The 25119-nt window shown below is 45.5% G+C and carries 21 protein-coding genes; 9 read left to right on the top strand and 12 right to left on the bottom strand.

Annotated features, from left to right (window positions below):
• Nucleotides 1–115 precede the first annotated feature (115 nt).
• The 3 genes from hemG to A142_RS23315 are packed head-to-tail and all read right to left on the bottom strand — an operon-like array spanning nucleotide 116 to nucleotide 2769.
• Nucleotides 116–643, bottom strand: coding sequence for a menaquinone-dependent protoporphyrinogen IX dehydrogenase (hemG, locus tag A142_RS23325; RefSeq protein WP_019825599.1), 528 nt, complete (start codon nucleotides 641–643; stop codon nucleotides 116–118).
• Nucleotides 644–653: 10 nt separating this feature from the next.
• Nucleotides 654–2111: a TrkH family potassium uptake protein gene (locus tag A142_RS23320; RefSeq protein WP_010433127.1), complete on the bottom strand. Its 1458-nt coding sequence runs from the start codon at nucleotides 2109–2111 to the stop codon at nucleotides 654–656.
• 34 nt (nucleotides 2112–2145) lie between these two features.
• Complete coding sequence (locus tag A142_RS23315) at nucleotides 2146–2769, bottom strand: YigZ family protein (protein WP_019825597.1); 624 nt, start codon at nucleotides 2767–2769, stop codon at nucleotides 2146–2148.
• 227 nt (nucleotides 2770–2996) lie between these two features.
• On the opposite strand from A142_RS23315, the gene fadB reads away from it, so the two are divergent.
• The 3 genes from fadB (at nucleotide 2997) to A142_RS23300 (ending at nucleotide 7580) form a co-directional block, all read left to right on the top strand.
• The gene (fadB, locus tag A142_RS23310; RefSeq protein WP_019825594.1) at nucleotides 2997–5168 is read left to right on the top strand and encodes a fatty acid oxidation complex subunit alpha FadB; all 2172 of its coding nucleotides are present in this window, start codon (nucleotides 2997–2999) and stop codon (nucleotides 5166–5168) included.
• A 26-nt stretch (nucleotides 5169–5194) separates the two neighbouring features.
• Nucleotides 5195–6358 carry an acetyl-CoA C-acyltransferase FadA gene (gene fadA / locus A142_RS23305; protein ID WP_019825592.1) on the top strand — a complete coding sequence of 388 codons (1164 nt, stop codon included), beginning with the start codon at nucleotides 5195–5197 and terminating at the stop codon, nucleotides 6356–6358.
• Nucleotides 6359–6599: 241 nt separating this feature from the next.
• Nucleotides 6600–7580, top strand: a complete 981-nt coding sequence (locus tag A142_RS23300; RefSeq protein WP_019825590.1) for an MDR family oxidoreductase — start codon at nucleotides 6600–6602, stop codon at nucleotides 7578–7580.
• 134 nt (nucleotides 7581–7714) lie between these two features.
• Here A142_RS23300 and A142_RS23295 read toward each other — a convergent pair whose 3' ends face one another.
• Nucleotides 7715–8656 carry a LysR family transcriptional regulator gene (locus A142_RS23295; RefSeq protein WP_019825588.1) on the bottom strand — a complete coding sequence of 314 codons (942 nt, stop codon included), beginning with the start codon at nucleotides 8654–8656 and terminating at the stop codon, nucleotides 7715–7717.
• Nucleotides 8657–8812: 156 nt separating this feature from the next.
• Complete coding sequence (locus tag A142_RS23290) at nucleotides 8813–8998, bottom strand: hypothetical protein (protein WP_004736674.1); 186 nt, start codon at nucleotides 8996–8998, stop codon at nucleotides 8813–8815.
• 149 nt (nucleotides 8999–9147) lie between these two features.
• Between A142_RS23290 and tusA the strand changes: the two genes are divergently transcribed.
• Entirely contained in the window at nucleotides 9148–9399 is a 252-nt protein-coding gene (tusA, locus tag A142_RS23285; protein WP_004736675.1) for a sulfurtransferase TusA, read from the top strand.
• Between the two features lie 83 nt (nucleotides 9400–9482).
• Here tusA and A142_RS23280 read toward each other — a convergent pair whose 3' ends face one another.
• A complete protein-coding gene (locus A142_RS23280; RefSeq protein ID WP_017058818.1) occupies nucleotides 9483–9737 on the bottom strand; it encodes a hypothetical protein in 255 nt (84 codons plus the stop codon).
• A 151-nt stretch (nucleotides 9738–9888) separates the two neighbouring features.
• A complete protein-coding gene (locus A142_RS23275; protein WP_019825585.1) occupies nucleotides 9889–10443 on the bottom strand; it encodes a TMEM165/GDT1 family protein in 555 nt (184 codons plus the stop codon).
• Nucleotides 10444–10864: 421 nt separating this feature from the next.
• On the opposite strand from A142_RS23275, the gene glyQ reads away from it, so the two are divergent.
• The 4 genes from glyQ to A142_RS23255 all read left to right on the top strand — a co-directional run bounded on the left by glyQ (nucleotide 10865) and on the right by A142_RS23255 (nucleotide 17643).
• Nucleotides 10865–11779 carry a glycine--tRNA ligase subunit alpha gene (glyQ, locus tag A142_RS23270; RefSeq protein WP_017632669.1) on the top strand — a complete coding sequence of 305 codons (915 nt, stop codon included), beginning with the start codon at nucleotides 10865–10867 and terminating at the stop codon, nucleotides 11777–11779.
• 2 nt (nucleotides 11780–11781) lie between these two features.
• Nucleotides 11782–13848, top strand: a complete 2067-nt coding sequence (gene glyS, locus A142_RS23265; RefSeq protein ID WP_019825582.1) for a glycine--tRNA ligase subunit beta — start codon at nucleotides 11782–11784, stop codon at nucleotides 13846–13848.
• Nucleotides 13849–14050: 202 nt separating this feature from the next.
• Nucleotides 14051–16138, top strand: a complete 2088-nt coding sequence (locus A142_RS23260; protein ID WP_019825579.1) for an alpha-amylase — start codon at nucleotides 14051–14053, stop codon at nucleotides 16136–16138.
• 254 nt (nucleotides 16139–16392) lie between these two features.
• Entirely contained in the window at nucleotides 16393–17643 is a 1251-nt protein-coding gene (locus A142_RS23255; protein ID WP_019825577.1) for a valine--pyruvate transaminase, read from the top strand.
• Between the two features lie 230 nt (nucleotides 17644–17873).
• Here A142_RS23255 and A142_RS23250 read toward each other — a convergent pair whose 3' ends face one another.
• Complete coding sequence (locus A142_RS23250; RefSeq protein WP_019825575.1) at nucleotides 17874–18308, bottom strand: Hsp20 family protein; 435 nt, start codon at nucleotides 18306–18308, stop codon at nucleotides 17874–17876.
• 142 nt (nucleotides 18309–18450) lie between these two features.
• Between A142_RS23250 and A142_RS25600 the strand changes: the two genes are divergently transcribed.
• Nucleotides 18451–18573, top strand: a complete 123-nt coding sequence (locus A142_RS25600; protein WP_277815635.1) for a hypothetical protein — start codon at nucleotides 18451–18453, stop codon at nucleotides 18571–18573.
• Between the two features lie 239 nt (nucleotides 18574–18812).
• Here the strand turns inward: A142_RS25600 and gyrB are convergent, their stop codons facing one another.
• From gyrB to dnaA, 4 genes are all read right to left on the bottom strand, one after another.
• A complete protein-coding gene (gene gyrB / locus A142_RS23245; protein WP_019825573.1) occupies nucleotides 18813–21230 on the bottom strand; it encodes a DNA topoisomerase (ATP-hydrolyzing) subunit B in 2418 nt (805 codons plus the stop codon).
• A gap of 17 nt (nucleotides 21231–21247) precedes the next feature.
• A complete protein-coding gene (gene recF / locus A142_RS23240; protein WP_019825571.1) occupies nucleotides 21248–22327 on the bottom strand; it encodes a DNA replication/repair protein RecF in 1080 nt (359 codons plus the stop codon).
• A 53-nt stretch (nucleotides 22328–22380) separates the two neighbouring features.
• On the bottom strand, nucleotides 22381–23481 hold the full coding sequence (dnaN, locus tag A142_RS23235) for a DNA polymerase III subunit beta (protein WP_017058809.1): 1101 nt from the start codon (nucleotides 23479–23481) through the stop codon (nucleotides 22381–22383).
• A gap of 81 nt (nucleotides 23482–23562) precedes the next feature.
• The gene (dnaA, locus tag A142_RS23230) at nucleotides 23563–24984 is read right to left on the bottom strand and encodes a chromosomal replication initiator protein DnaA (RefSeq protein ID WP_019825569.1); all 1422 of its coding nucleotides are present in this window, start codon (nucleotides 24982–24984) and stop codon (nucleotides 23563–23565) included.
• Nucleotides 24985–25119: the final 135 nt, after the last annotated feature.

Here is a 25119-nt window from a genome sequence, read left to right as displayed (position 1 = left end):
GAGGTGGCATTATAGAGATTTCGATCACACAGGCAAGCCCTTTTTGAAGTTTTTCTCGTTTTTTTATTCGTTCGATTAAAAAGAACTCAAAACGCCTCAAAAGTAGGCTTTTCTCTTACATCTCTTGCAGTTTCTTAGAGAATAAAGAGACTTTTTCCCAGTTTGTGTACTCAACTTCCTTGGTTGTATCCGTTTCTCCACCTGTCATATTCATAATGAAGCGAATCATGGTTTTATCGAACCAGTTATAACGTGGGTAATAGAGAGCCCCCGCGAATACACCGATCAAAGTAGGTTGCCATGGGGACTTAAGAAGAAACTTCTTAATATAAGCGCTACCTTCAGGAGTATCTTTACCTTGGTCTTCTTTACGAGCTGTTAAGTTAACGCAGAAGAAAGCGACCTTGTTTGATTGCAACTGAGCAAGGTTGGCATCAATGAACTGATATAGCTTCTTATTGAGGTGGCCATAACGAATCGATGCGCCAATCAAGACTCTGTCGTATTGAGCAAAGTCGACACTAGTAACAGTGTGCAGATCTTGAAGCTCACATTCGAACTCATTCACTTCTTCTTTTATATAGTTCAAGATTTTCTTGGTCTGCCCTTCACGGCTTGAATACAAAAATAGAGCTTTTGCCACAATGTTGTCCTTAGCTACGCCAAAACGTAGGGGTCAATAAAATTAATAAGGTGAATATCTCTAAACGACCAAACAGCATAGATACGATCAGCACCCACTTAGCCTTGTCATTCACATCGCCGAAATGCATTGCCACTTCACCTAAGCCCGGGCCAAGGTTATTCAATGTTGCCGCTACGGCAGAGAAAGCACTCAGCTCATCCATACCGGTTGCAATAAGAGCCAACATACAAACCACAAAAACCAAGGCGTATGCAGAGAAGAAGCCCCAAACCGCATCCACGACACGTTGTGGTAACGCAGAACCGCCAACCTTGATGGTATAGACAGCACGAGGGTGAACAAGACGCTTCATTTCACGAGCACCTTGCAGAGTAAGCAATAAGATTCGAATGACCTTCATCCCACCGCCCGTTGAACCTGCACATCCCCCTATAAAAGAAGAGAATAGGAGTAACACGGGTAAGAACAGTGGCCACTCTGAAAAACCAGTCGTAGTGAAACCAGCAGTCGTGGATATAGATACCGTTTGGAACAAGGCTTGATCAAAAGCATCATAGTACGAATCATAAGAGTGGTGATTCAGCAGTAATAAGAAACAAACTAAGAACAAGACCACCTGAATAAAGATAAAGGCGCGGAATTCCGGATCTTTCCAGTAATACTTAGGGTGCACACCACCAGAAGCAAACGCTGCAAAGTGAAGAGAATAGTTACATGCAGAGATAAGCAGGAACACGACCGTAATCATATTGATTGCAGGACTGTTGAAATAGCCCATGCTTGCATCGTGAGTCGAGAAGCCACCAATCGCAATAGTAGAGAAGCTATGGCTAATTGCATCAAAGAAGCTCATACCTGCAAGCCAAAAAGCTACTGCACAAGCAATCGTTAGGCTCAGGTAGATATACCAAAGCGCTTTTGCCGTTTCAGCAATACGCGGAGTCATCTTGCTATCTTTTACTGGACCAGGGATTTCAGCACGATATAGCTGCATACCACCGATACCCAGAACAGGGAGGATAGCTACCGCCAATACGATGATACCCATACCACCAAACCATTGTAGGAACTGACGGTAAAATAGAATCGCCTTAGGCAGATCATCAAGGCCAACAATCACAGTCGCGCCGGTGGTAGTTAATGCAGAAAAGGATTCGAAGAAAGCATCGGTTACCGACACATTGGGGTTATCGGCGATCAAAAACGGCAGCGCACCCGCACTACCGATTACCGTCCAAAACAGAACAACAATCAAAAAGCCATCACGCGCTTTCAATTCATGCTTATAACGTCGGTTTGGAAACCAGCAAGTTGCTCCACAGAATAAGAGAACGAAGAAGGTCGTCACAAATGGCACACCCGCACCATCTCGATAGATCAGTGCGACGAGCGCAGGAGCAAGCATTGATACACTAAAAAGTGCTAATAATAATCCGACGATTCGAATAATTGAGCGAAATTGCATGAGCTATTGAACGAAGCGAAATGCTTCAAACTTCCTAGTTGTCTTTGACTTTCGTTACCAGTGCCTTAGCACCGCTTTTATTGATCATGGTTTGGGTAAACGAATCTACCTGAAGGAGCTCTATTTCAATAATAAGCTCAACTTGAACACCATAATCCGCTTGGACCTCAACAGCCTGATGCTGAGCCATGATGGATTGTGCGATCGGCACAAAGCCATAGTCTAACTCTAGCCGTAATTTTGTGGTTATTTTTTTCTCGATAGTTTGAAGCAGCTTGAGAGCTTGTTGTACGCCACCACCATAAGCCTTAACCAAACCACCTGTACCAAGCTTGATTCCGCCAGAATAACGAGTGACTACGGCCGTTAATTCACCGACGCCAGAACCAGACAGTTGCGCCAAAATCGGCTTACCCGCTGTACCTGAAGGTTCACCATCATCACTAAAACCCCAAAGCATTGAGTCTTCAGGTCGACCAGCAACAAAACCCCAACAGTTATGTCGTGCTAAAGAATGCTCTTTTTTCACCTGTTCTACGAACTGTTTTGCAGCTTCTACACTTGGAGTATGAGCAAGATGCGTAATAAAGACGCTCTTTTTTATCTCTTCTTCAAACAGAGCCGACGCAGAAGGTATTAAATAAGGCTGTTCATTCATATCGTTAACTTAGTTAATAAGAGCGACGGAGTGTATCACGCGTGAATAATAAGGGTTAGAGGATCTGTGCTATCGCACAATGTTAAACAATTGTTTAAAAAATGTATTGAAATTAATCAAGCAGAGGTACAGACTAAGATAACTGGTCTTACCAGGTATTCTACAATAATAGAAAGATAACAAGATTCTCTCAAACAATCGTGGATTGTATGTCATGGAGATAGACAATGATTTACCAAGCTAACACCCTACAGGTAAAGGAATTACAAGATGGTATTGCGGAATTAAGCTTCTGTGCACCAGCCTCTGTAAACAAACTCGACCTTGCTACTTTAGAATCACTAGACAAAGCGTTAGATACTCTTAATGCTCACGCAGGATTACGTGGTTTAATCTTAACTTCAAACAAAGACGCGTTCATTGTAGGCGCAGACATCACTGAATTTCTCGGCCTATTTGCTAAGCCAGAAGCAGAACTTGATGAGTGGTTAAGATTCGCAAATTCAATCTTCAGCAAGCTCGAAGACCTTCCTGTCCCAACTCTTTCAATGATGCGTGGCCATGCCCTTGGCGGCGGCTGTGAATGTGTACTCGCTACTGATTTCCGTATCGGTGACAAGACCACCAGCATTGGCCTACCTGAAACCAAACTTGGCATCATGCCTGGTTTTGGTGGTTGTGTGCGCCTACCTCGTGTTATCGGTGCTGACAGCGCTATGGAAATTATCACGCAAGGCAAAGCATGCCGTGCAGATGAAGCGCTTAAAGTTGGCTTGTTAGATGCGATTGTTGAAACAGACCAGTTACTAGAATCGGCAATCAACACCGTTTCTCTGGCTGCTAATGAAAAATTAGACTGGCAATTACGCCGTAAACAAAAAACATCAGCGCTTTCACTAAGCAAACTCGAAGCGATGATGAGCTTTACTATGGCTAAAGGCTTAGTGGCTCAAAAAGCAGGGCCTCACTACCCAGCTCCAATTACTTCTGTGATTGCGATTGAAGAAGCAGCACGTAGCAATCGCGATGCAGCACTCGACATCGAACGTAAACACTTCGTTAAGCTAGCAAAATCTGAAGAAGCGAAAGCACTGGTTGGCCTATTCTTAAATGACCAATATATTAAAGGCTTAGCAAAACAGGCTGGTAAATCTGCAAATAAAGCGACTGAACGTGCTGCAGTACTTGGTGCTGGCATCATGGGCGGCGGTATTGCTTACCAGTCAGCATTGAAAGGTGTGCCAGTGATGATGAAAGACATCGCACAGGCATCTCTTGATCTTGGTATGAACGAAGCATCTAAGTTGTTGAACAAACGCTTGTCACGCGGTCGCTTAGATGGGTTCAAGATGGCAGGTATTCTGTCTTCGATTACTCCAAGCTTGCATTATGCAGGTGTTGAGCAATCAGATGTTGTCGTAGAAGCCGTGGTAGAGAACCCTAAAGTAAAAGCGGCAGTGTTGAGCGAAGTTGAAAGTCTGGTCGGTGAAGACACTGTTCTTACATCAAATACCTCTACGATTCCTATCAACCTACTAGCGAAATCTTTGAAGCGCCCTGAAAACTTCTGTGGCATGCACTTCTTTAACCCAGTACATCGCATGCCTTTGGTTGAGATCATCCGAGGTGAGCACACTTCAGAAGAAACCATCAATCGCGTAGTGGCTTACGCCGCGAAGATGGGTAAATCCCCTATCGTTGTGAACGACTGCCCTGGCTTCTTCGTCAACCGTGTACTTTTCCCTTACTTTGGCGGTTTCAGCATGTTGCTACGTGACGGTGCTGACTTCACTAAGATCGATAAAGTCATGGAACGTAAGTTCGGTTGGCCAATGGGCCCTGCATATCTACTAGACGTTGTTGGTCTAGATACAGCACACCACGCGCAAGCTGTGATGGCGCAAGGTTTCCCTGAGCGTATGGGTAAAGAAGGTCGTGATGCGATTGACGCACTTTATGTCGCTGAGAAATACGGTCAGAAGAACGGCAGCGGTTTCTACACATACAGCGTAGATAAACGCGGTCGCCCGAAGAAGACCTTCTCTGAAGACATTCTTCCTATCTTAGCTGACGTATGCCAACAGCCACAAGACTTTGATGACCAGACAATTATCCAACGTGTGATGATTCCAATGATCAACGAAGTAGTGCTTTGTCTAGAAGAAGGCATTATCGCAACACCGCAAGAAGCGGATATGGCACTGGTTTACGGTTTAGGCTTCCCTCCATTCAGAGGCGGCGTATTCCGCTACTTAGACAGTGTGGGCATTGGTAACTTCGTTGAAATGGCGAAAGGCTACCAAGACTTAGGTGCAATGTACCAAGTTCCTCAACTATTGCTTGATATGGCTGCGAAAGGCGAAAGCTTTTACGACGCTCAACAAGCCAGTTCTCTGTAACCCACATTTGGAAAAGGAATAGCAAAATGAAAAATGTAGTTGTTGTTGATTGCCTTCGTACCCCAATGGGACGTTCCAAAGGTGGAGCTTTCCGTCACACTCGCGCTGAAGATCTGTCGGCACATTTGATGAAAGGCATTTTAGAGCGCAACCCAGAAGTAAACCCTGTCGAAATTGAAGATATCTACTGGGGTTGTGTACAACAAACGCTAGAGCAAGGCTTCAACGTTGCACGTAACGCTGCTTTGCTTGCTGGTCTACCGATTGAGATTGGTGCGGTGACGGTCAACCGTTTATGTGGGTCATCTATGCAAGCTCTGCATGATGCAAGTCGCTCTATCATGGTTGGCGATGCTGAAATCTGCCTGATCGGTGGTGTGGAGCACATGGGCCACGTACCAATGAACCACGGTGTTGATTTTCACCCTGGCATGTCTAAACACGTAGCGAAAGCGGCGGGCATGATGGGCCTAACCGCTGAGATGCTAGGTAAAATGCACGGTATTAGCCGTGAAGACCAAGATGCATTCGCAGCACGCTCACATGCTCGTGCTCAGGCAGCAACAGTTGAAGGTCGTTTCAAGAATGAAATCCTGCCAACCGAAGCTCACGCTGCAGACGGTTCTCTGTTCACTCTGGATTACGATGAAGTGATTCGTCCAGAGACAACAGTTGAAGGCTTATCTCAGCTTCGTCCGGTATTTGATCCAGCAAATGGCACGGTAACAGCAGGTACTTCATCAGCCCTGTCTGATGGTGCTTCAGCAATGCTTATCATGAGCGAAGAGAAAGCCAACGCACTTGGCCTTAAAATTCGAGCTCGCGTGAAATCGATGGCTATCGCAGGTTGCGATCCTTCAATCATGGGTTACGGCCCAGTACCAGCAACCCAAAAAGCACTTAAACGTGCAGGGCTAACCATTGAAGATATGGGTGTCATTGAGTTAAATGAAGCGTTTGCTGCTCAATCTCTTCCATGTGCGAAAGACCTAGGTCTACTGGATGTGGTCGATGAGAAAGTAAACCTTAACGGCGGTGCGATTGCGCTTGGCCACCCACTAGGTTGTTCTGGTTCTCGTATCTCTACAACCCTAATTAACCTAATGGAAGCACAAGACGTGAAATACGGCTTAGCGACTATGTGTATTGGCTTAGGCCAAGGTATTGCAACGGTATTTGAACGCCCATAGCGATCACTGACTGTAATACTTGAAGGATAATCTTATGTGCAGCTATATTTATATAGCTGCATTTTTTATTACTCAACGTTCAACAATACGTCGATTCATTCAGCGAACTCAACGAAAGAGAAACCAGCACCAACATCTATGCACAAAACGCATAGATTCAATGTTGATGTTTCATTATTTTTTCTCGGATTATTCAACTAAAGTTACTTCAGTTTCCTAATATTCCTCCACGGAGCAGATCATGTTTAAAGCACTTGTACTAAACCAAGAAGACAAAAAAACTATCGCGTCAGTTTCTCAAATTGAAGAGTCTCAATTACCGGAAGGTAACGTGAAGATCGATGTTAGCTACTCTTCTTTGAACTACAAAGATGGTTTGGCGATTACAGGTAAAGGGCGCATTGTTCGTAACTTCCCAATGGTTCCTGGTATCGACCTTTCAGGTGTTGTTTCACAATCTGATGACCCTCGCTATAAAGCAGGCGACGAAGTTGTTCTAACTGGCTGGGGTGTTGGTGAAGGTCACTGGGGCGGCATGGCTGAAAAAGCGAGCCTAAACGGTGATTGGTTAGTGCCAATGCCAGCAGGTCTAGACGCTAAGAAAGTCATGGCGATCGGTACAGCTGGCTTCACAGCAATGCTTTGTGTGCAAGCTATCGTAGATGCAGGCATCAAACCAGAAGACGGTGAAATCCTAGTAACGGGTGCAAGTGGCGGCGTAGGTAGCGTATCTATCACTCTACTAAACCAACTGGGCTACAAAGTGGCAGCTGTGACTGGTCGTGCTTCTGTAAATGGTGAACTACTTAAATCACTAGGCGCGACACGTATTGTAGAGCGTGCTGAACTAGAAGAACCAGCAAAACCACTAGAAAAACAATTGTGGGCTGGCGCTATCGATACAGTAGGTAGCAAAGTACTTGCCAAAGTGTTGGCGCAAATTGATTACAACGGTGCAGTTGCGATGTGTGGTCTAGCAGGCGGTTTTGACTTACCAACAACAGTAATGCCATTCATTCTGCGTAACGTTCGCCTACAAGGTGTTGACTCGGTAATGTGCCCTCGTGAAAAACGTATTAAAGCATGGGAACAACTGGCTGAACTACTACCAGAATCTTTCTACGCTCAAGCAACCAAAGAAGTATCTTTAGACGGTGCAATTCAAGCAGCAGAAGACATCACTAACGGTCAAATCACTGGTCGCGTAGTCATTAAGCTATAGATTCTCAAACATAAAGTTATCAAACCTTAAGTAACTGCTTTAGGCTTGGATAACCCAAAACAACAAAGGGCTGATTTTTATCAGCCCTTTTGCGTTTTTGTCATTAGGGTCAGTGAACCCAGACTCAGTCCTAGTTAGCCCAAACCGACATCCGCAATACGCTTCTGAATCAACTCACCACACTCTTCTTTTACCACTCTTCTTAACCATTGTTGTGAAGCAGAAGAATCGCAACGCGAGTGCCAGATCAGTGAGTAATCAAACGGCATAAACTCGAATGGTAGCGGTTTAACGACTAAGTCATAACGCTCAGCCACCAAATAAGCCAAATCAGCAGGTACCGTAATCACTAATGGCATTCTATCGACAATCGCCAATGCAGCTTCAAGGTGATAAGCACGCAACACCATTTTACGAGGCTGTTGATTGGCTAATGCGTTGTCTAATAAAGCCTTAACACCATCACTGATCGCAATCATCGCATGCGGGAGTGAAACATAATCTTCAAGGCTTAAAGGTTGATCGGCTAATGGGTGGTTTTTAGATAACAGACACGACACACCAACCGGCCCCAATACTTCTTGATGAAGTGGTGTAATGCTGCCACTCGGACGACAGATCGCCATATCAACGCGTTCTGTGCTGAGTTGTTTAAACAAATGCTCATGCTGCAACGGAGCAAACTCCAAAGATATATTGGGTGCTTGTTCATAAATCTTCGGCAACGCATAAGGCAAGATGGTTTGCATCGCATAGTCGGTGGTTGCAATCAGAAAACGTTCGCTGCAATAGTAAGGATCAAAGTCACTCGGACTCAGCAATTGGCGAAAAGACTCCAAAGGCTGATCAATACGCTGACTGATCTCGAGTGCTTTCTTGGTAGGAATAAGGTGCTGACCTTGGCGTGTAAACAGCGGATCGTTTAGTAATTCTCTTAAACGCCCTAGTACTCGACTGGTTGCCGATTGGCTTAAGTTAAGACGAAGCGCGGCCTGGCTTACGCTGCCCTCTTCAATCAATACCTTTAAAGCGACCAATAAATTAAGGTCTCTACGATAGATGTCTTCTAATTCCACGCCACTTACCTAGCTGTCTACGATTGCCATTAGTCACTAAGTTGTTTATAGCATGCTTTAGATAAAAAAAATCCCGCAATTACGCGGGGAAGCCCAAGAAAATTTGGGGATAGTGTCGGAATGTTGTCGTATCGGAATTCGCTTGCTGTATTCGGGTTAGTGCTCTTGCTCTTCGGCTATGCCTTGCCAACGGCGCATCTCTACCCAAATACCAATAATCGTTGCTACTATGCCAAAAATAGGCATCAGTGAGGTCTCTGTCGATGAGCGTAGTACTAACGCACAAAAAGAAATAAAACAGAGAACCGAATAAATTGTTAATCTATCTAATCCTGTCAACATCGCCACTCCTTAGCTAGTTGCCTTTGCTTTAAGTTGTTATCAACTTGTTAACTAAGTTATAGGAAATGATTCTGTTTGCCAAGCACTTATTGCATATTTTTTCTGCAGACGTATTATTCACTCGTTAGATAGATATAGAGATACAAACCATGACATTCAAACCTGAACTGGCAACCCATACTTTAGAAGCTGAAGGCCTGCGTTGCCCGGAACCAGTAATGATGGTCAGGAAGACAATTAGAAACATGCAGGATGGCGATGTGTTACTGGTAAAAGCTGACGATCCTTCGACAACTCGAGATATTCCGAGCTTTTGTCGATTCATGGATCACCAGTTGGTAGGCCAAGCAACAGAAACCTTGCCTTACCAGTATTTGATCAGAAAGGGATTGGAAGCGTAACGCCCCACCGACTATCAAGTATCAAAAAAGCCGCTCGTACCTTATGTTCTTAAACAGAACTCAGAGTACGAGCGGCTTTTTGTTTATTCGCTTCTAGACTTGTTTTGCAGATGCTCCAGCTGATGCTGAATTTCTCGGATATCTTTGCGCATCGGAATAATATGCGCGACCCGAATCCAAGCCTCTACCGCAAGCGCAGTCATGATGATGGCACCCGCGACCATTGGCAGCCACATGTCCGTCAACACCATGCCTAATAGTGTAAGTGCAAGACCAAAGGTAAATAGATAGCTTTGGCTTTGTGGAGTAATACCCATATAACGCGTCAACATAATCATGCCCTCGTGTTCTTAACTCACAAGATTAAAATATCATGACAAGTATGACAGTTATATGTCCATTCGCTCGATAAACCCCACAATACTGTAAGAGTATGACCTACAACACATTACTCTACTGATTGAGTATAATAAGACTCAATACCACCTGTTAATAGAAAGCCGCAGCGATAGCTAAACCCACGAATAACAAGGCTGTGATCTTACGAATCAGATCAAGAGGCATCTTATCCGCAGACAGTTTACCGATGATCACCACAGGCACATTCGCCAGCAACATACCGATCGTAGTACCCAGAATCACCCACGTTAATGCATCAGAGTATTGAGCCCCTAGAATAGAGGTCGCAATCTGGGTTTTATCACCGATCTCAGCAATGAAGAAGGCGATGAAGCTAGCGACAAATGGGCCTCGGTTAGAGATCTGCTCATCGTCATCCAACTTATCCGGAATCAGAATCCAACCCGCCATAGCGATGAAACTAACCACCAGCACCCACTTTAATACTTCAGGTGAAAGATAGTCGGCGACCACAACCCCGAGCCATGCAGCAAGGGCATGATTGGCAATGGTGGCAAAGAAGATAGCCGTAATGATAGGTATCGGTTTTCGATATCGACTGGCTAATAAAAGGGATAGCAACTGGGTCTTATCACCGATCTCGGCTAAGGCGACAGTTGTAATTGAAATGGCTAAAACGCTCACGACATGCTCATTTGGGATGGAGATTATTATATTTAACCAAAGACAAACCTCGCGCCCCATCCCGGTTCACGATGCTTGTCTAAGGTCTTGCTAAGCGCCACCAAGGTGGTGGTTGCCTCGAACGCCATGATGATTTTGCATCAATTGTGTTGACGAACGAACTCATTCAATAGGGTATGAATAAGTAAGCTACTCCCCAAAGACCGCAAGATTTTAATCACCCACGCTTTCAAACACAAGTGTCAAACTTATCAAAATATCCACTTGTGCCAAAAAACAAACATTAAAGGCAAAAAAAATCCACTAAACGACATTTTAGACCACTAATTAAACAAGATTACCTCTACTCGCTTTACGAATATCTCGGTATACTCAGAGGTTATTTTTCTCATTCATTTAAAAGAATCGCGCGAACCTGACTATGCAAAAATACGATATCAAAACCTTCCAGGGAATGATCCTCGCGCTGCAGGATTACTGGGCTCAAAACGGTTGTACCATTGTTCAACCTCTAGATATGGAAGTAGGTGCAGGCACCTCTCACCCAATGACATGTCTACGAGCACTTGGCCCAGAGCCAATGTCTACAGCTTACGTTCAACCTTCTCGTCGTCCGACCGATGGCCGTTACGGTGAAAACCCTAACCGTCTGCAGCACTACTACCAATTCCAAGTAGCGCTAAAACCATCGCCAGACAATATCCAAGAGTTGTACCTAGGCTCCCTAGAGGTTCTTGGTGTTGACCCACTTGTTCACGACATTCGCTTCGTTGAAGATAACTGGGAAAACCCAACACTAGGCGCATGGGGCCTTGGTTGGGAAGTATGGCTAAACGGCATGGAAGTAACTCAGTTTACTTACTTCCAACAGGTTGGCGGCCTTGAGTGTAAGCCAGTAACTGGCGAGATCACTTACGGTATCGAGCGTCTAGCAATGTACATCCAGGAAGTAGATTCTGTTTACGACCTAGTATGGAACGTGGCACCAGACGGTTCTAACGTGACTTACGGTGACATCTTCCACCAAAACGAAGTTGAGCAATCAACATACAACTTCGAGCACGCAGACGTAGATTTCCTATTCACTTTCTTCGACCAGTGCGAGAAAGAGTGTAAAGAGCTACTTGAGCTTGAGAAGCCACTGCCGCTTCCAGCTTACGAGCGCATTCTAAAAGCAGGTCACGCATTCAACATCCTTGATGCGCGCAAAGCTATCTCTGTAACAGAGCGTCAACGTTACATCCTTCGTATCCGCAACCTGACTAAATCAGTTGCTGAGGCGTACTACGCGTCACGTGAAGCGCTTGGCTTCCCAATGTGTAAGAAGGACAAATAATCATGGCGAAGAATTTTCTAATTGAACTAGGTACGGAAGAGCTTCCACCAACAGCACTTCGTTCTCTAGCAGAAGCATTTGCTTCTAACTTTGAAGCGGGTCTTAAAACGGCTGAACTTTCTCACGAAGGCATCAAGTGGTACGCAGCACCTCGTCGTCTAGCACTTAAAGTAACTGCACTGGCTGAAGGCCAAGCAGACAAAGTGGTTGAGAAGCGTGGCCCTGCTGTTTCTGTTGCATTCGATGCTGAAGGCAACGCGACCAAAGCAGCACAAGGTTGGGCTCGTGGTAACGGTATTACTGTTGAGCAAGCTGACCGTCTGAAAACAGACAAAGGCGAGTGGCTTCTTTTCAAACAAGAAGTGGCTGGCAAACCAGTTCAAGAATTGGTGATGGACATCGCTGCGAAAGCACTGGCTGGCCTACCAATTCCTAAAGCAATGCGCTGGGGTAACTCAGACATTCAATTTATCCGTCCAGTGAAAACACTGACAGTACTGCTAGGCGATGAGCTTGTTGAAGGCGAAATCCTAGGTGTAGCATCTGCTCGTACTATCCGTGGCCACCGTTTCATGGGCGAACAAGAGTTCACAATCGATTCTGCTGACCAATACCCTGCGATCCTAGAAGAGCGCGGTAAAGTAATGGCAGATTACGAAGCGCGTAAAGCGATCATCCTTGCTGATTCGCAAAAAGCGGCAGCTGCGGTTGGCGGTACAGCTGACCTAGAAGATGACCTTGTTGAAGAAGTAACATCTCTGGTTGAATGGCCAGTAGTACTTACAGCGAAGTTCGAAGAAGAGTTCCTAAAAGTCCCTTCTGAAGCGTTGGTTTACACCATGAAAGGTGACCAAAAGTACTTCCCTGTTTACGATGACAACAAGAAGCTACTACCGAACTTCATCTTCGTATCAAACATCGAGTCTAAAGAGCCTCGCCACGTTATCGAAGGTAACGAGAAAGTGGTTCGCCCACGTCTTGCTGATGCTGAATTCTTCTTCAACACAGACCGTAAGCGTCCGCTGATCGACCGCCTGCCTGAGCTAGACCAAGCTATCTTCCAGAAGCAGCTTGGTACTATCAAAGACAAAACAGACCGCATCACAGAACTTGCTGGCTACATTGCTGAGCAAATCGATGCTGACGTTGAAAAGTCTAAGCGTGCTGGACTACTGGCTAAGTGTGACCTAATGACATCAATGGTATTCGAATTTACGGATACTCAAGGTGTAATGGGCATGCACTACGCAACTCACGATGGCGAAGACGAGCAAGTTGCACTAGCACTTTACGAGCAGTACATGCCTCGTTTCGCTGGTGACGACCTACCAAGCACTGGTATCTCTTCAGCAGTAGCAATGGCAGACAAGCTAGACACTATTGTAGGTATCTTCGGTATTGGCCAAGCACCAAAAGGTTCTGACCCATTCGCGCTACGTCGTGCATCATTAGGTGTGCTGCGTATCATCGTTGAAAACGGCTACAACCTAGACCTAACCGATTTGATCGGTAAAGCGAAAGAGCTACTAGGCGACAAGCTAACCAACGACAACGTAGAAGCTGACGTTATCGACTTCATGCTAGGTCGTTTCCGCGCATGGTACCAAGATGCTGGTTTCAGCGTTGATATCATCCAAGCGGTACTAGCACGTCGTCCAACTAAGCCAGCTGACTTTGACCAACGTGTTAAAGCGGTTTCTCACTTCCGTGAACTGGAAGCAGCAGAAGCACTAGCAGCAGCGAACAAGCGTGTAGGTAACATCCTTGCGAAATTCGATGGCGAGCTACCAGCTGAAATCGACCTAACGCTTCTTCAAGAAGACGCAGAGAAAGCACTGGCTGAAAACGTTGAAGTAATGACTGAAGCACTAGAACCAGCATTCGCAACAGGCAACTACCAAGAAGCCCTAAGCAAGCTGGCTGATCTACGTGAACCGGTTGATGCATTCTTCGATAACGTAATGGTTATGGCTGATGACGAAGCGCTTAAGAAGAACCGTCTAACGCTACTGAACAACCTACGTAACCTGTTCCTACAGATTGCTGACATCTCTCTACTGCAAAAATAAGCACAAGTGAGACAGTTACTCTAAGTCATACTCTGAGTAATTAACGGTAAACACCCAAAGGGAAGCGAAAGCTTCCCTTTTTGTTTTTGTGAACCAAGCATTTGTTTGTAGAGGTATTATTGATTAACTGAATGAAACAGCACTCAGACTGTAGAGGGCATTGTTTGCTATAAATAACCTGTTTATTCAGGGGAAGGGAACAATGAAAAAAACAGTACTCGCGCTTTCAATACTCGCACTCAGCGCATGCAGCCAAACCAGTGATGACAGCTTATTGCTGACGATTGATAACAACACTGTCGTATTTGAATCGACAGGAAAAGGCACTGTTATTGCTGAACAGGAACTCGCTAAAGGTAGCTATACCTTCTCTATCAGCGATACTCAAAATACCTGTGGCACCAACTATGCGCTGGCTGAAGAAAACCGCATCAAATTCAATAAACCCCTTCGCCTAGACGACTGTGCCGAGAAGTCTGAATTAGATATCAAGGTCTTTCGCGCTAACACCTATCAGTTTACGCTCAACCCACAGACCAATGAACTCACGGTTCAGATAAAACCGAAGCAACAACAAGTTCAAAGCTTTGCCTGTCCTGTACCCAGTGACCAACCAACCACCATCGATGTTACTCAAACCTTTGATGATGGCACCGTGGTAAGAGACGCTCTTTCAGGCAAACAAGTCACAGTAACTAATGGCAGTGTCACCATGCAGCCTGCAGAAAACAGCCAAGGTGTTCTGCTACTAGAGAAAGTAGAACCAGAAACCAAAGCTGGCTTTAGTTGGGATAACGCCACGGTTTACTTCGTAATGACTGACCGTTTCCATAACGGTAACCCTGATAACGACAACAGTTACGGGCGCAGCCAAGACGGACAAGATGAAATAGCCACCTTCCACGGTGGTGACTTAGCCGGTTTAACCGAAAAACTCGACTACATAGAATCACTCGGTGCTAATGCTATTTGGATAACGTCTCCGTTAGAACAGATCCACGGCTGGGTTGGCGGTGGTGACAGAGGTGATTTCAAGCATTATGGCTACCATGGTTACTACCACCAAGATTGGACCAAGCTTGATGACAACATGGGCACAGAAGACGAGCTGAAAACCTTCATCGATACCGCACACAGCAAAGGCATTCGTGTCGTCTGGGACGTGGTAATGAACCACACTGGTTACGCCACACTCGCCGACATGCAAGAGTTCGACTTTGGTAAGCTCAACCTCACCGATGAAGAAGCAACAAAAACACTTGGTGAAAACTGGACAGACTGGCAACCCACTAAAGGTCAGAACTGGCACTACTTCAATAACTACATCTCTTACAGCGATAAAGAAGCGTGGGAAAAATGGTGGGGTAAGGCATGGCTGCGCAGTGATATCGGCGCTTATGATTCACCGGGTTACAACAACCTCACCATGTCTTTGGCGCACCTGCCCGATTTCAAAACAGAATCGACAGAAACCACCGGGCTACCGAATTTCTATCGCAACAAATCCACCAGCGCGACCGATGAACTTAAAACACCTCGTGAACATCTGATCACTTGGTTGTCTGACTGGGTGCGTGAATACGGCGTTGATGGCTTTAGGGTCGATACCGCTAAGCACGTTGAACTGGAAGCGTGGGCAGAACTTAAAGAGAGCACTAACCAAGCACTCGCTGAGTGGAAACAGAACAACCCAGATAAAGCCTTAGATGACTTACCCTTCTGGATGACAGGAGAAGTGTGGGCGCACAGCGTGGTGAAATCAGACTACTTCGCTAACGGCTTTGATTCGATCATCAACTTTGAATTCCAGAGCGATATCGCACCAAAAGCGCTTAAATGCCTATCCGATCTCGATGCTGATTACCTTCGTTATGCAGAGAAGATCAACAACGACAGCGAATTCAACGTGTTGAGTTACCTATCGTCTCACGACACCTCACTATTCTGGACACAACACGGCAGCGACTTTGCGAAACAGACCAAGGCAGCAAACGCATTAATGCTTGCTCCGGGTGCAGTACAGATCTATTACGGCGACGAAATTGCACGAGACTTTGGCCCAACGGGTTCCGACCCTATGCAAGGCACACGCTCAGACATGCCTTGGGATCAAATCACTGGCGAACGTGCAGAGCTGCTAGAACACTGGCAAGCGCTTGGCCAATTCCGCCAACGTCACCCAGCGGTAGCCCAAGGTAAGCACATAATCCGTAACAGCAAGGGCTACTATGCGTTCGAACGCCAATACCAAGATGACAAAGTATTAATCGTTTATACCGGCTCGAACTAAACCTTCATTAACATAAACACCAGAAACTAAAGGGGAAGCTTAGGCTTCTCCTTTTTTTATCGCTAATGGTACGTTCAATAAGCAAGCTGTTACTCATTAACCAAACTTTATAGAAGTTTTTTACGTGTTAGAGCATTTGGCGCTATGCGTCGCAAAAACATTGCGGTATGTTCAAGGAATACACTGATGGCAGACATAAGGTCTGCCTTAATGACACGTAACAAGCAATCACAATGAATTAGGTAAAATTAGTAATGCAGTTCTCTAAGTTTGGCGAAAAGTTTAATCGATACTCTGGAATCACTCGTTTAATGGATGATTTGAATGATGGCCTGCGCACTCCAGGCGCAATCATGCTCGGTGGTGGTAACCCAGCCGCTATCCCAGCCATGCTCGATTACTTTAACCAAGCCAGTGCCGACATGCTCGCCAATGGAGAACTCATCGCCGCCCTCGCCAACTACGATGGCCCGCAGGGTAAAGACAGCTTCATTAAGTCATTAGCTGCAATGCTAAAAGAGACTTATGGCTGGGACATCAGCGAGAAGAACATCAGCCTAACTAACGGCAGTCAAAGCGGCTTCTTTTATCTATTCAACCTACTAGCAGGCCAACAACCTGACGGTTCGCACAAGAAGATTTTGTTACCGATCGCGCCGGAATACATCGGCTACGGCGATGCTGGCATTGATGACGACATCTTTATTTCTTACCACCCAGAGATCGAGCTGCTAGAAAACCGTCAGTTCAAATACCACGTCGATTTTGAACAACTAAAGGTTGATGACTCAGTCGCAGCTATCTGTGCATCTCGTCCAACCAACCCAACGGGTAACGTACTAACCGACGAAGAAGTACGTAAATTGGATAAGCTGGCGCGTGAAAACAACATCCCATTGCTGATCGACAATGCTTACGGCCTGCCGTTTCCAAACATCATCTTTGAAGATGTCGAACCGTTCTGGAATGAAAATACCATTCTGTGCATGAGTCTTTCTAAACTTGGTTTGCCGGGTGTGCGTTGCGGTATCGTGATTGCGAGTGAAGAAGTCACCCAAGCGCTAACCAACATGAATGGCATCATCAGCTTAGCGCCAAACAGTGTCGGCCCTGCGATTGCCAATCACATGATTGAAAAAGGCGATTTACTACACTTGAGCAGTGAGGTGATCAAACCTTTCTACAAAGATAAGTCACTACGTGCAGTTGAACTGTTACAAGACGCTATCGACGACCCTCGCTTCCGTATTCACAAGCCTGAAGGCGCTATCTTCTTATGGCTATGGTTTGATGAGTTGCCGATCACCACAATGGAACTGTACGACCGCCTTAAAACTCGCGGCGTGTTGATTGTTCCGGGTGAATACTTCTTTATCGGTCAAGAAGACGAGTGGGATCATGCTCACCAGTGCTTACGTATGAACTACGTGCAAGATGATGAAGCGATGCAGAAAGGCATAGCGATCATCGCTGAAGAAGTGAAAAAGGCTTACTCAGAGCAGTAATCAGGGCTTTTAGCTTACTGTAGACCAAATACAAAAAGAGCACCGACCTTCTTCAAGGTACTGGTGCTCTTTCACTTTTACTTCCCGATAGTTTTTGTCACTTGAATACCCTAAATAATTGGGGGTTCAGCTAGGCGACTAGAAAATTCAACCCTATGAGCATAGGGAACCTATGTGATTAGGGGGAATTTACGACGTCAACAACGCTGTAGCTTCAAGTATGACGGGTATTAGCCTTCGATTAGACCATTACCATTAATAGCAATCTTACGCGGTTGCATCGCTTCTGGGATTTCGCGTTCTAGGTCGATGTGAAGAAGACCATTTTCCATGCTTGCACCTACCACTTTTACGTAGTCAGCCAGTTGGAATTTACGCTCGAAATCGCGCTCTGCGATACCTTGGTATACGAAGGCTTTCTCTGCTTCAGCTTTACGCTCACCTTTCACAATTAGCATGTTCTCTTTCTGAGTTAGATCTAATTGGTCATCAGCAAAACCAGCAACTGCCATAGTAATACGGTAGTTGTTCTCGTCTTTTTGCTCGATGTTGTATGGAGGGTAACCGCCAGAAGAGTTCTTCGATGTGTTCGCTTCCATCATGTTGAATAGACGATCGAAGCCGATTGCGTTGCGGTAAAGTGGAGTGAAATCTACAGTTCTCATAATGCTATCCTTTTAGTAAGCAATAGTCTTAGCTGCGAATTTTACTGAGATCGAACCTGTGTGTGACCCAGTAAACAGCTAAGAGATTCAATTCGCATTCCTCGGGTTTCACCTCTATTGGCGACAACGCTGGGACATGGCAATGAATCAATTTTTAAGTTGTGTGCTGCCAAAGTTATCCTCTGTTGAGCGATACTTCGTCAGCGTTAATGAAGGTTCTGTTTCTTCTCTTGTAGAGCAAGACAGTCATCATCTTCACAAATAGATATATGGATTGAACAAAATAGTTTCAAGGGATTATTTTTAATTATTTTTGCAACTCAATATTTTTCAATACCTTACAAACATAAAAAAGCACCATCCAAAGGATAGTGCTTTAAAATGATTTTAGTTTTTTGAGACGAAGCTATTTGGCTTTAGTTCAGGGAACAGGCGCGGAGCATACGAATGTATGTGAGCACCTCTGACACAGAAATTAAGCGAAAGAGCGAAGTATCAAAGAGACTAAACGTCTAGGTTTGCTACTTTAAGTGCATTCTCTTCGATGAAGTTACGACGCGGTTCTACTTGGTCGCCCATCAACGTTGTAAACAACAGATCAGCACCAACAGCATCTTCAATCGTTACTTGCATCATACGACGAGTTTCAGGATCCATCGTTGTTTCCCAAAGCTGATCAGGGTTCATCTCACCTAGACCTTTGTATCGTTGTAGGCTCAGGCCACGACGAGACTCTTTCACTAACCAGTTCAGAGCTTCAACAAAGCTAGAAACCGCTTGAGTACGCTCACCACGCTTAATGTAAGCGCCTTCTTCAATCAAGCCATCAAGTGCTTCAGAAAGATCCGCTAGCTTACCAAACTCTTTAGAGTTAATAAGATCGATGCTCAGAAGATGCTCATGAGTCACACCATGAGTACGAACCACAATCTTAGGAACGCTTAAACCTAGCTCTTCGTGTTTTTCAACTTCAAGGCTGTATTGGCTCGCACCTACTTCTTTCGCGTTTAGCTGCTCAACAAGCTGCTTACCCCAAACTTCAACTGCCGCGTCATCATGACACTGCTCAGCCGTTAGACGAGGAACGTAAATCAGTTCGTGAACCAATGCGCGTGGGTAACGGCGGCTCATTCGATCAACAAGCTTGATGCCTGCATTGTATTGATGAACAAGCTTCTCTAAACCTTCACCTGCAAATGCTGGCGCTTCAGGGTTTACGTGCAGTTCTGCATTGTCTAAAGCCAAAGATACTTGATACTGGTTCATCGCATCTTCATCTTTAATGTACTGCTCTTGCTTACCTTTCTTCACTTTGTAAAGTGGCGGTTGAGCAATGTAGATGTAACCACGTTCAATCAGCTCTGGCATTTGACGGTAGAAGAACGTCAGTAGCAGAGTACGGATGTGAGAACCATCGACATCGGCATCGGTCATGATGATGATGTTGTGGTAACGCAGTTTATCTGGGTTGTATTCGTCACGGCCAATACCACAACCAAGAGCTGTGATTAGCGTTGCTACTTCTTGAGAAGACAGCATTTTATCGAAACGTGCTTTCTCTACGTTAAGGATTTTACCTTTCAGCGGTAGGATTGCTTGGTTCTTACGGTTACGCCCCTGCTTAGCTGAGCCGCCAGCAGAGTCTCCTTCCACAATGTATAGTTCAGACAGTGCAGGATCTTTTTCCTGACAGTCAGCAAGCTTACCTGGAAGACCCGCTAAATCTAATGCGCCTTTACGACGAGTCATTTCACGAGCTTTACGTGCTGCATCACGAGCTCGTGCTGCATCAATAATTTTAGAACAAACTGTTTTCGCTTCACCTGGGTTCTCAATCAGGAACTCAGACAACTTCTCACCCATTGTAGATTCAACGGCAGACTTCACTTCTGAAGAAACCAGCTTATCTTTAGTTTGGCTTGAGAACTTAGGATCAGGCACTTTAACAGAAACAATCGCTGTCAGACCTTCACGAGCATCATCACCAGAGGTCGCAGTCTTCGCTTTCTTAGAGAAGCCTTCCTTGTCCATAAAGCTGTTCAGAGTACGCGTTAGCGCCGCACGGAAACCTGCTAAGTGAGCACCACCATCGCGTTGAGGGATGTTGTTGGTGAAACAGTAGATGTTTTCTTGGTAGCCATCATTCCACTGCATCGCAACTTCAACGGTAATACCGTCTTCACGCTCAGAGTTAAAGTGGAAGATTTTTTGGATGATTGGCGTTTTGTTGGTATTAAGGTGTTCAACAAACGCTTGGATACCGCCTTCGTATTCGAAGTGATCCATTTTGTCTTCTTCGCGCTCGTCAATTAGCTTAATTGACACACCTGAGTTCAAAAACGATAGCTCACGTAAACGCTTAGCTAAAATGTCGTAATGGAACTCGATGTTAGTGAAGGTTTCTTCACTCGGCCAGAAACGAATCTCTGTACCTGTTTTATCCGTGTCACCAATAACCGCTAGTGGCGCTTGAGGCTCACCGTGGCTGTAGGTTTGAGTGTGGATTTTGCCACCACGGTGGATAGTAAGAGTAACTTGCTTAGAAAGTGCGTTAACTACTGAAACACCAACACCGTGCAGACCACCAGATACCTTGTACGAGTTATCATCGAACTTACCACCAGCGTGAAGAACCGTCATGATTACTTCTGCTGCTGATACGTTTTCTTCTGGGTGCAATTCTGTTGGAATACCACGGCCGTCATCGCTTACAGACACAGAACTATCTTCATGGATAGTTACAATGATGTCATTACAGTGACCAGCTAGCGCTTCATCAATAGAGTTATCTACCACCTCAAAAACCATGTGGTGCAGACCGGTACCATCATCCGTGTCGCCAATGTACATTCCAGGACGCTTACGTACCGCATCCAGACCCTTCAGTACTTTAATACTCGATGAATCGTAATTATCTGACATAGTTACTCTCTGACTAATTATCCTTGCTCTATTTTGCCATGTTCCACATGAAACATCCTGCTATTTTCGTCATGCATATCTGCAATCTGATCAGCGGTAATAGAGCTTACAAAAACTTGAGCCTGGGTCGCCTTCAAACACTCAGCAAGACGTGCTCGGCGTTGGCTATCTAATTCGGAAGCGAAGTCATCTATCAAATAGATGCACTGCTTACCTGTCATTTGAGTGAGGTGTTGCCCTTGTGCTACTCGTAGCGCGCACACCATCAACTTCAATTGACCTCGTGACAAGACATCTTCCACTGGAGTGCCGTTCACTTTTATCTTCAGATCCGCTTTGTTTGGCCCACTAAAGGTGTAACCAAGCTGCTGATCCCTTTCAAAATTCTTTTCTAATATCTCGGCGTACGGGGTGTCTTTGTCCCAGCCACGATAGTAGTTAATCTTTATCTCAAACTCAGGAAGGAAGGTCGCACAGATTTCTTCGGCGACTTCTTTGAGCTGATCAACGTAGGTGGCACGCCACTGACTGATGCTTTCAGCTAAACGGGCCAGTTCTTGGTCCCAATAGCTCAGCTCTCGATAGTGGGTTGCCGTTTTCAATAAGGCGTTTCGCTGCTTATTGAGGCGCTTTACCCTGCCCCACGCATCATAAAAGCCCGACTCACTGTGGAAGACTCCCCAATCAATGAATGCTCGGCGATGCTTAGGTCCATCGGTTAGTAAATCAAACCCTTCAGGGTGAATCAACTGCAAAGGTAAGACTTGAGCTAACTGAGCCAACTTTTGCCCAGTTTGACCGCTTATTTTAACCTCTGTCGTGCCATCGCGCTGCTTATTAATGCCAATTGGCAGCTCAAATTGATCCGAGGTCATAAAACGGCCATGTACAAACAGCTCACTACACTCGTTTTGTATGATACGACCGGTCAGTGAACTCTTGAATGAGCGACCGTGTCCGAGCAGATACACCGCTTCAAGGACACTGGTTTTGCCGCTTCCGTTAGCCCCTATAAGAAAGTTAAAGCCTGATGACGGTTGAATGTCACAGGCTTCAATATTTCTAAACTGCTTAACGATTAAGCGCGATAAAGGCATAACGTCTTCATATTAATCTTCAATCACGACTCGGTAGGTCAACATAGGGCAGCTTATAAGCGAATTGGCATAACAACGTACATCGCGCTGTCATCTTGCGCGTTCTCGATAAGAGCACTCGCATTGGCGTCTGACATTGAGATACGAACCTGTTCACAACGCAGTGTGTTCAGAACATCCAAGACGTAGCTTACGTTGAAGCCAATCTCTAGTGCGTCACCGTCGAAGTTAACATCGAGTACTTCTTCTGCTTCTTCTTGCTCTGGGTTGTTCGCGGTAATGCGCATCTCGCTATCCGCAAGGTTAACGCGAACACCACGGAATTTTTCATTCGATAGAATCGCAGCACGAGAAAATGCTGAACGTAATTCATCACAGCCAGCTTCAAGTGTCTTGGTGGTATTTTGCGGCATTACGCGGCGATAATCAGGGAAACGACCATCAACCAGTTTAGAAGTGAAGACATAGTTGTTTACTTCAGCTCGCACGTTAGAGTTACCAATTTGCAGTGTTACTGGCTGCTCAGGTGCATCCAATAGCTTCACTAGCTCTTGAACACCTTTACGAGGAACAATGATCTGCTTCTGAGCAAAATCCGCACCCAGTTGTGCTTGAGATACTGCCATACGGTGACCATCGGTCGCCACGCTGCGCAGGATAGAACCTTCAATCTCAAACAACATACCGTTGAGGTAGTAACGAACATCTTGGTTCGCCATTGAGAATTGTGTTTTCTCGATAAGACCGCGAAGTTCAGCTTGTGTCACTGACACTTCAACTTCACTGCTCCAGTCTTCAATATTTGGAAAATCTGCCGCAGGTAATGTTGCTAAAGAGAAGCGGCTACGACCAGAGCGAACCTGAATACGGTCACCATCCAATACCACAGTGATCACTGAGTTATCTGGCAATCCACGGCAGATATCTAGGAATTTACGTGAAGGTACGGTAATGCTGCCCGCTTCGAAATCACCTTCAAGCGTTACACGGCTGATCAGTTCAACTTCTAGATCCGTCGCTGTCATCGACAACACGTTATCTTCTACTTTAATTAGTAGGTTTCCTAGAATTGGAAGCGTTGGCCTGCCACCGAGTGCGCCAGATACTTGTTGTAATGGCTTAATCAGGTGACTACGTTCAATGGTAAATTTCATATCTTGCTCTTACGGTCTAAATGGCACTGCGTAATAGTACGTGGCCAAGATTCTGCTTATTAAGGTTAAGAATACTGTGTATTAAGAAGAAAGGGTACGAATCAAGTTCGAATAATCTTCTTTAATGTCGTGGCTCTCTTCACGCAGCTGAGCAATCTTACGACAAGCATGCAGTACCGTCGTGTGGTCACGACCACCGAATGCATCGCCAATCTCAGGCAAGCTGTGGTTTGTTAGCTCTTTCGCCAGTGCCATCGCCAATTGACGTGGACGAGCAACAGAACGAGAACGACGCTTAGACAATAGATCAGCGACTTTGATTTTGTAGTACTCAGCGACTGTCTTTTGAATGTTATCAATAGTGACCAGTTTTTCTTGCAGGGCAAGTAGGTCACGCAGTGCTTCACGCACGAAGTCGATCGTGATCGGGCGGCCAGTGAAGTTTGCATTCGCAATAACACGGTTCAATGCGCCTTCTAGCTCACGAACGTTAGAGCGCAGACGCTTCGCAATAAAGAACGCCACTTCATCTGCAAGGTGAATTTGGTGGTCTTCGGCTTTCTTCATCAAGATCGCAACACGCGTCTCAAGCTCTGGTGGCTCAATCGCTACCGTCAAACCCCAGCCAAAGCGAGATTTAAGACGATCTTCTACCCCGTTGATCTCTTTTGGATAACGGTCAGACGTTAGGATGATCTGTTGGTTGCCTTCAAGCAGCGCATTAAAGGTATGGAAGAACTCTTCTTGAGAACGCTCTTTATTAGCAAAGAATTGGATGTCATCGATGAGCAATGCATCAACACTACGGTAGTAGCGCTTAAATTCTTCGATCGCGTTGTTTTGTAGGGCTTTTACCATATCCTGAACAAAACGCTCTGAGTGCATGTAAACCACTTTCGCATTCGGCTTATTATCAACAATGGCGTTACCCACCGCATGCAACAAGTGCGTTTTACCTAAACCAGTGCCGCCGTATAGGAACAACGGGTTGTAGGCTGTACCTGGATTATCAGAAACCTGACGTGCCGCTGCCAAACCCAGTTGGTTCGACTTACCTTCAACAAAGTTATTGAACTTATGTTTTGGGTTCACGTTTGAGCGGTGATTCAAGTCAACCGCGACAGGCTCTTCATCACGCCAGATATTATGGACAGGCTTGCGAGCTTGTAATTGCGCAGGTGCTGATGACTCAGCGGCCACATCGGCTGCAGTACGAGTCTGAGTTGGTGCCGGTGTCGCTGGCTTTGGTGCAATCACACGCTTGCTTCCCACTTCAAAATGAAGATGTGGGATATCGTTACCGCAATATTCTTGCAGCAGACGGTTAATGCTATTTAGATACTTATCACGAACCCAATCGAGTACGAAACGGTTCGGTGCAAATAGAGTTAGAGTATTGTCATTGAGTTCCGCTTGTAACGGACGAACCCACATACTGAATTCTGTAGCTGGTAACTCTTCTTGAAGCTGTTGCAAACACTGCAACCAAAGCGAAGATGACACGGTGCCCTCACTCTATTTAAAGTAATATGAAATGACCGCTAATTTTACCTGTTGATAAGTCAGATCACCAGCAATTGATCACAGATCCAGTGAATAAGATCCAAGTTATTCACAATAAATTTGTAATTTATCGGT

The organism is Vibrio splendidus 12E03, assembly GCF_000272105.2.
Classification (GTDB): domain Bacteria; phylum Pseudomonadota; class Gammaproteobacteria; order Enterobacterales; family Vibrionaceae; genus Vibrio; species Vibrio splendidus_I.
Note: the sequence above shows the minus strand (reverse complement) of the source record. Positions and strands in the feature narration are given on the sequence as shown.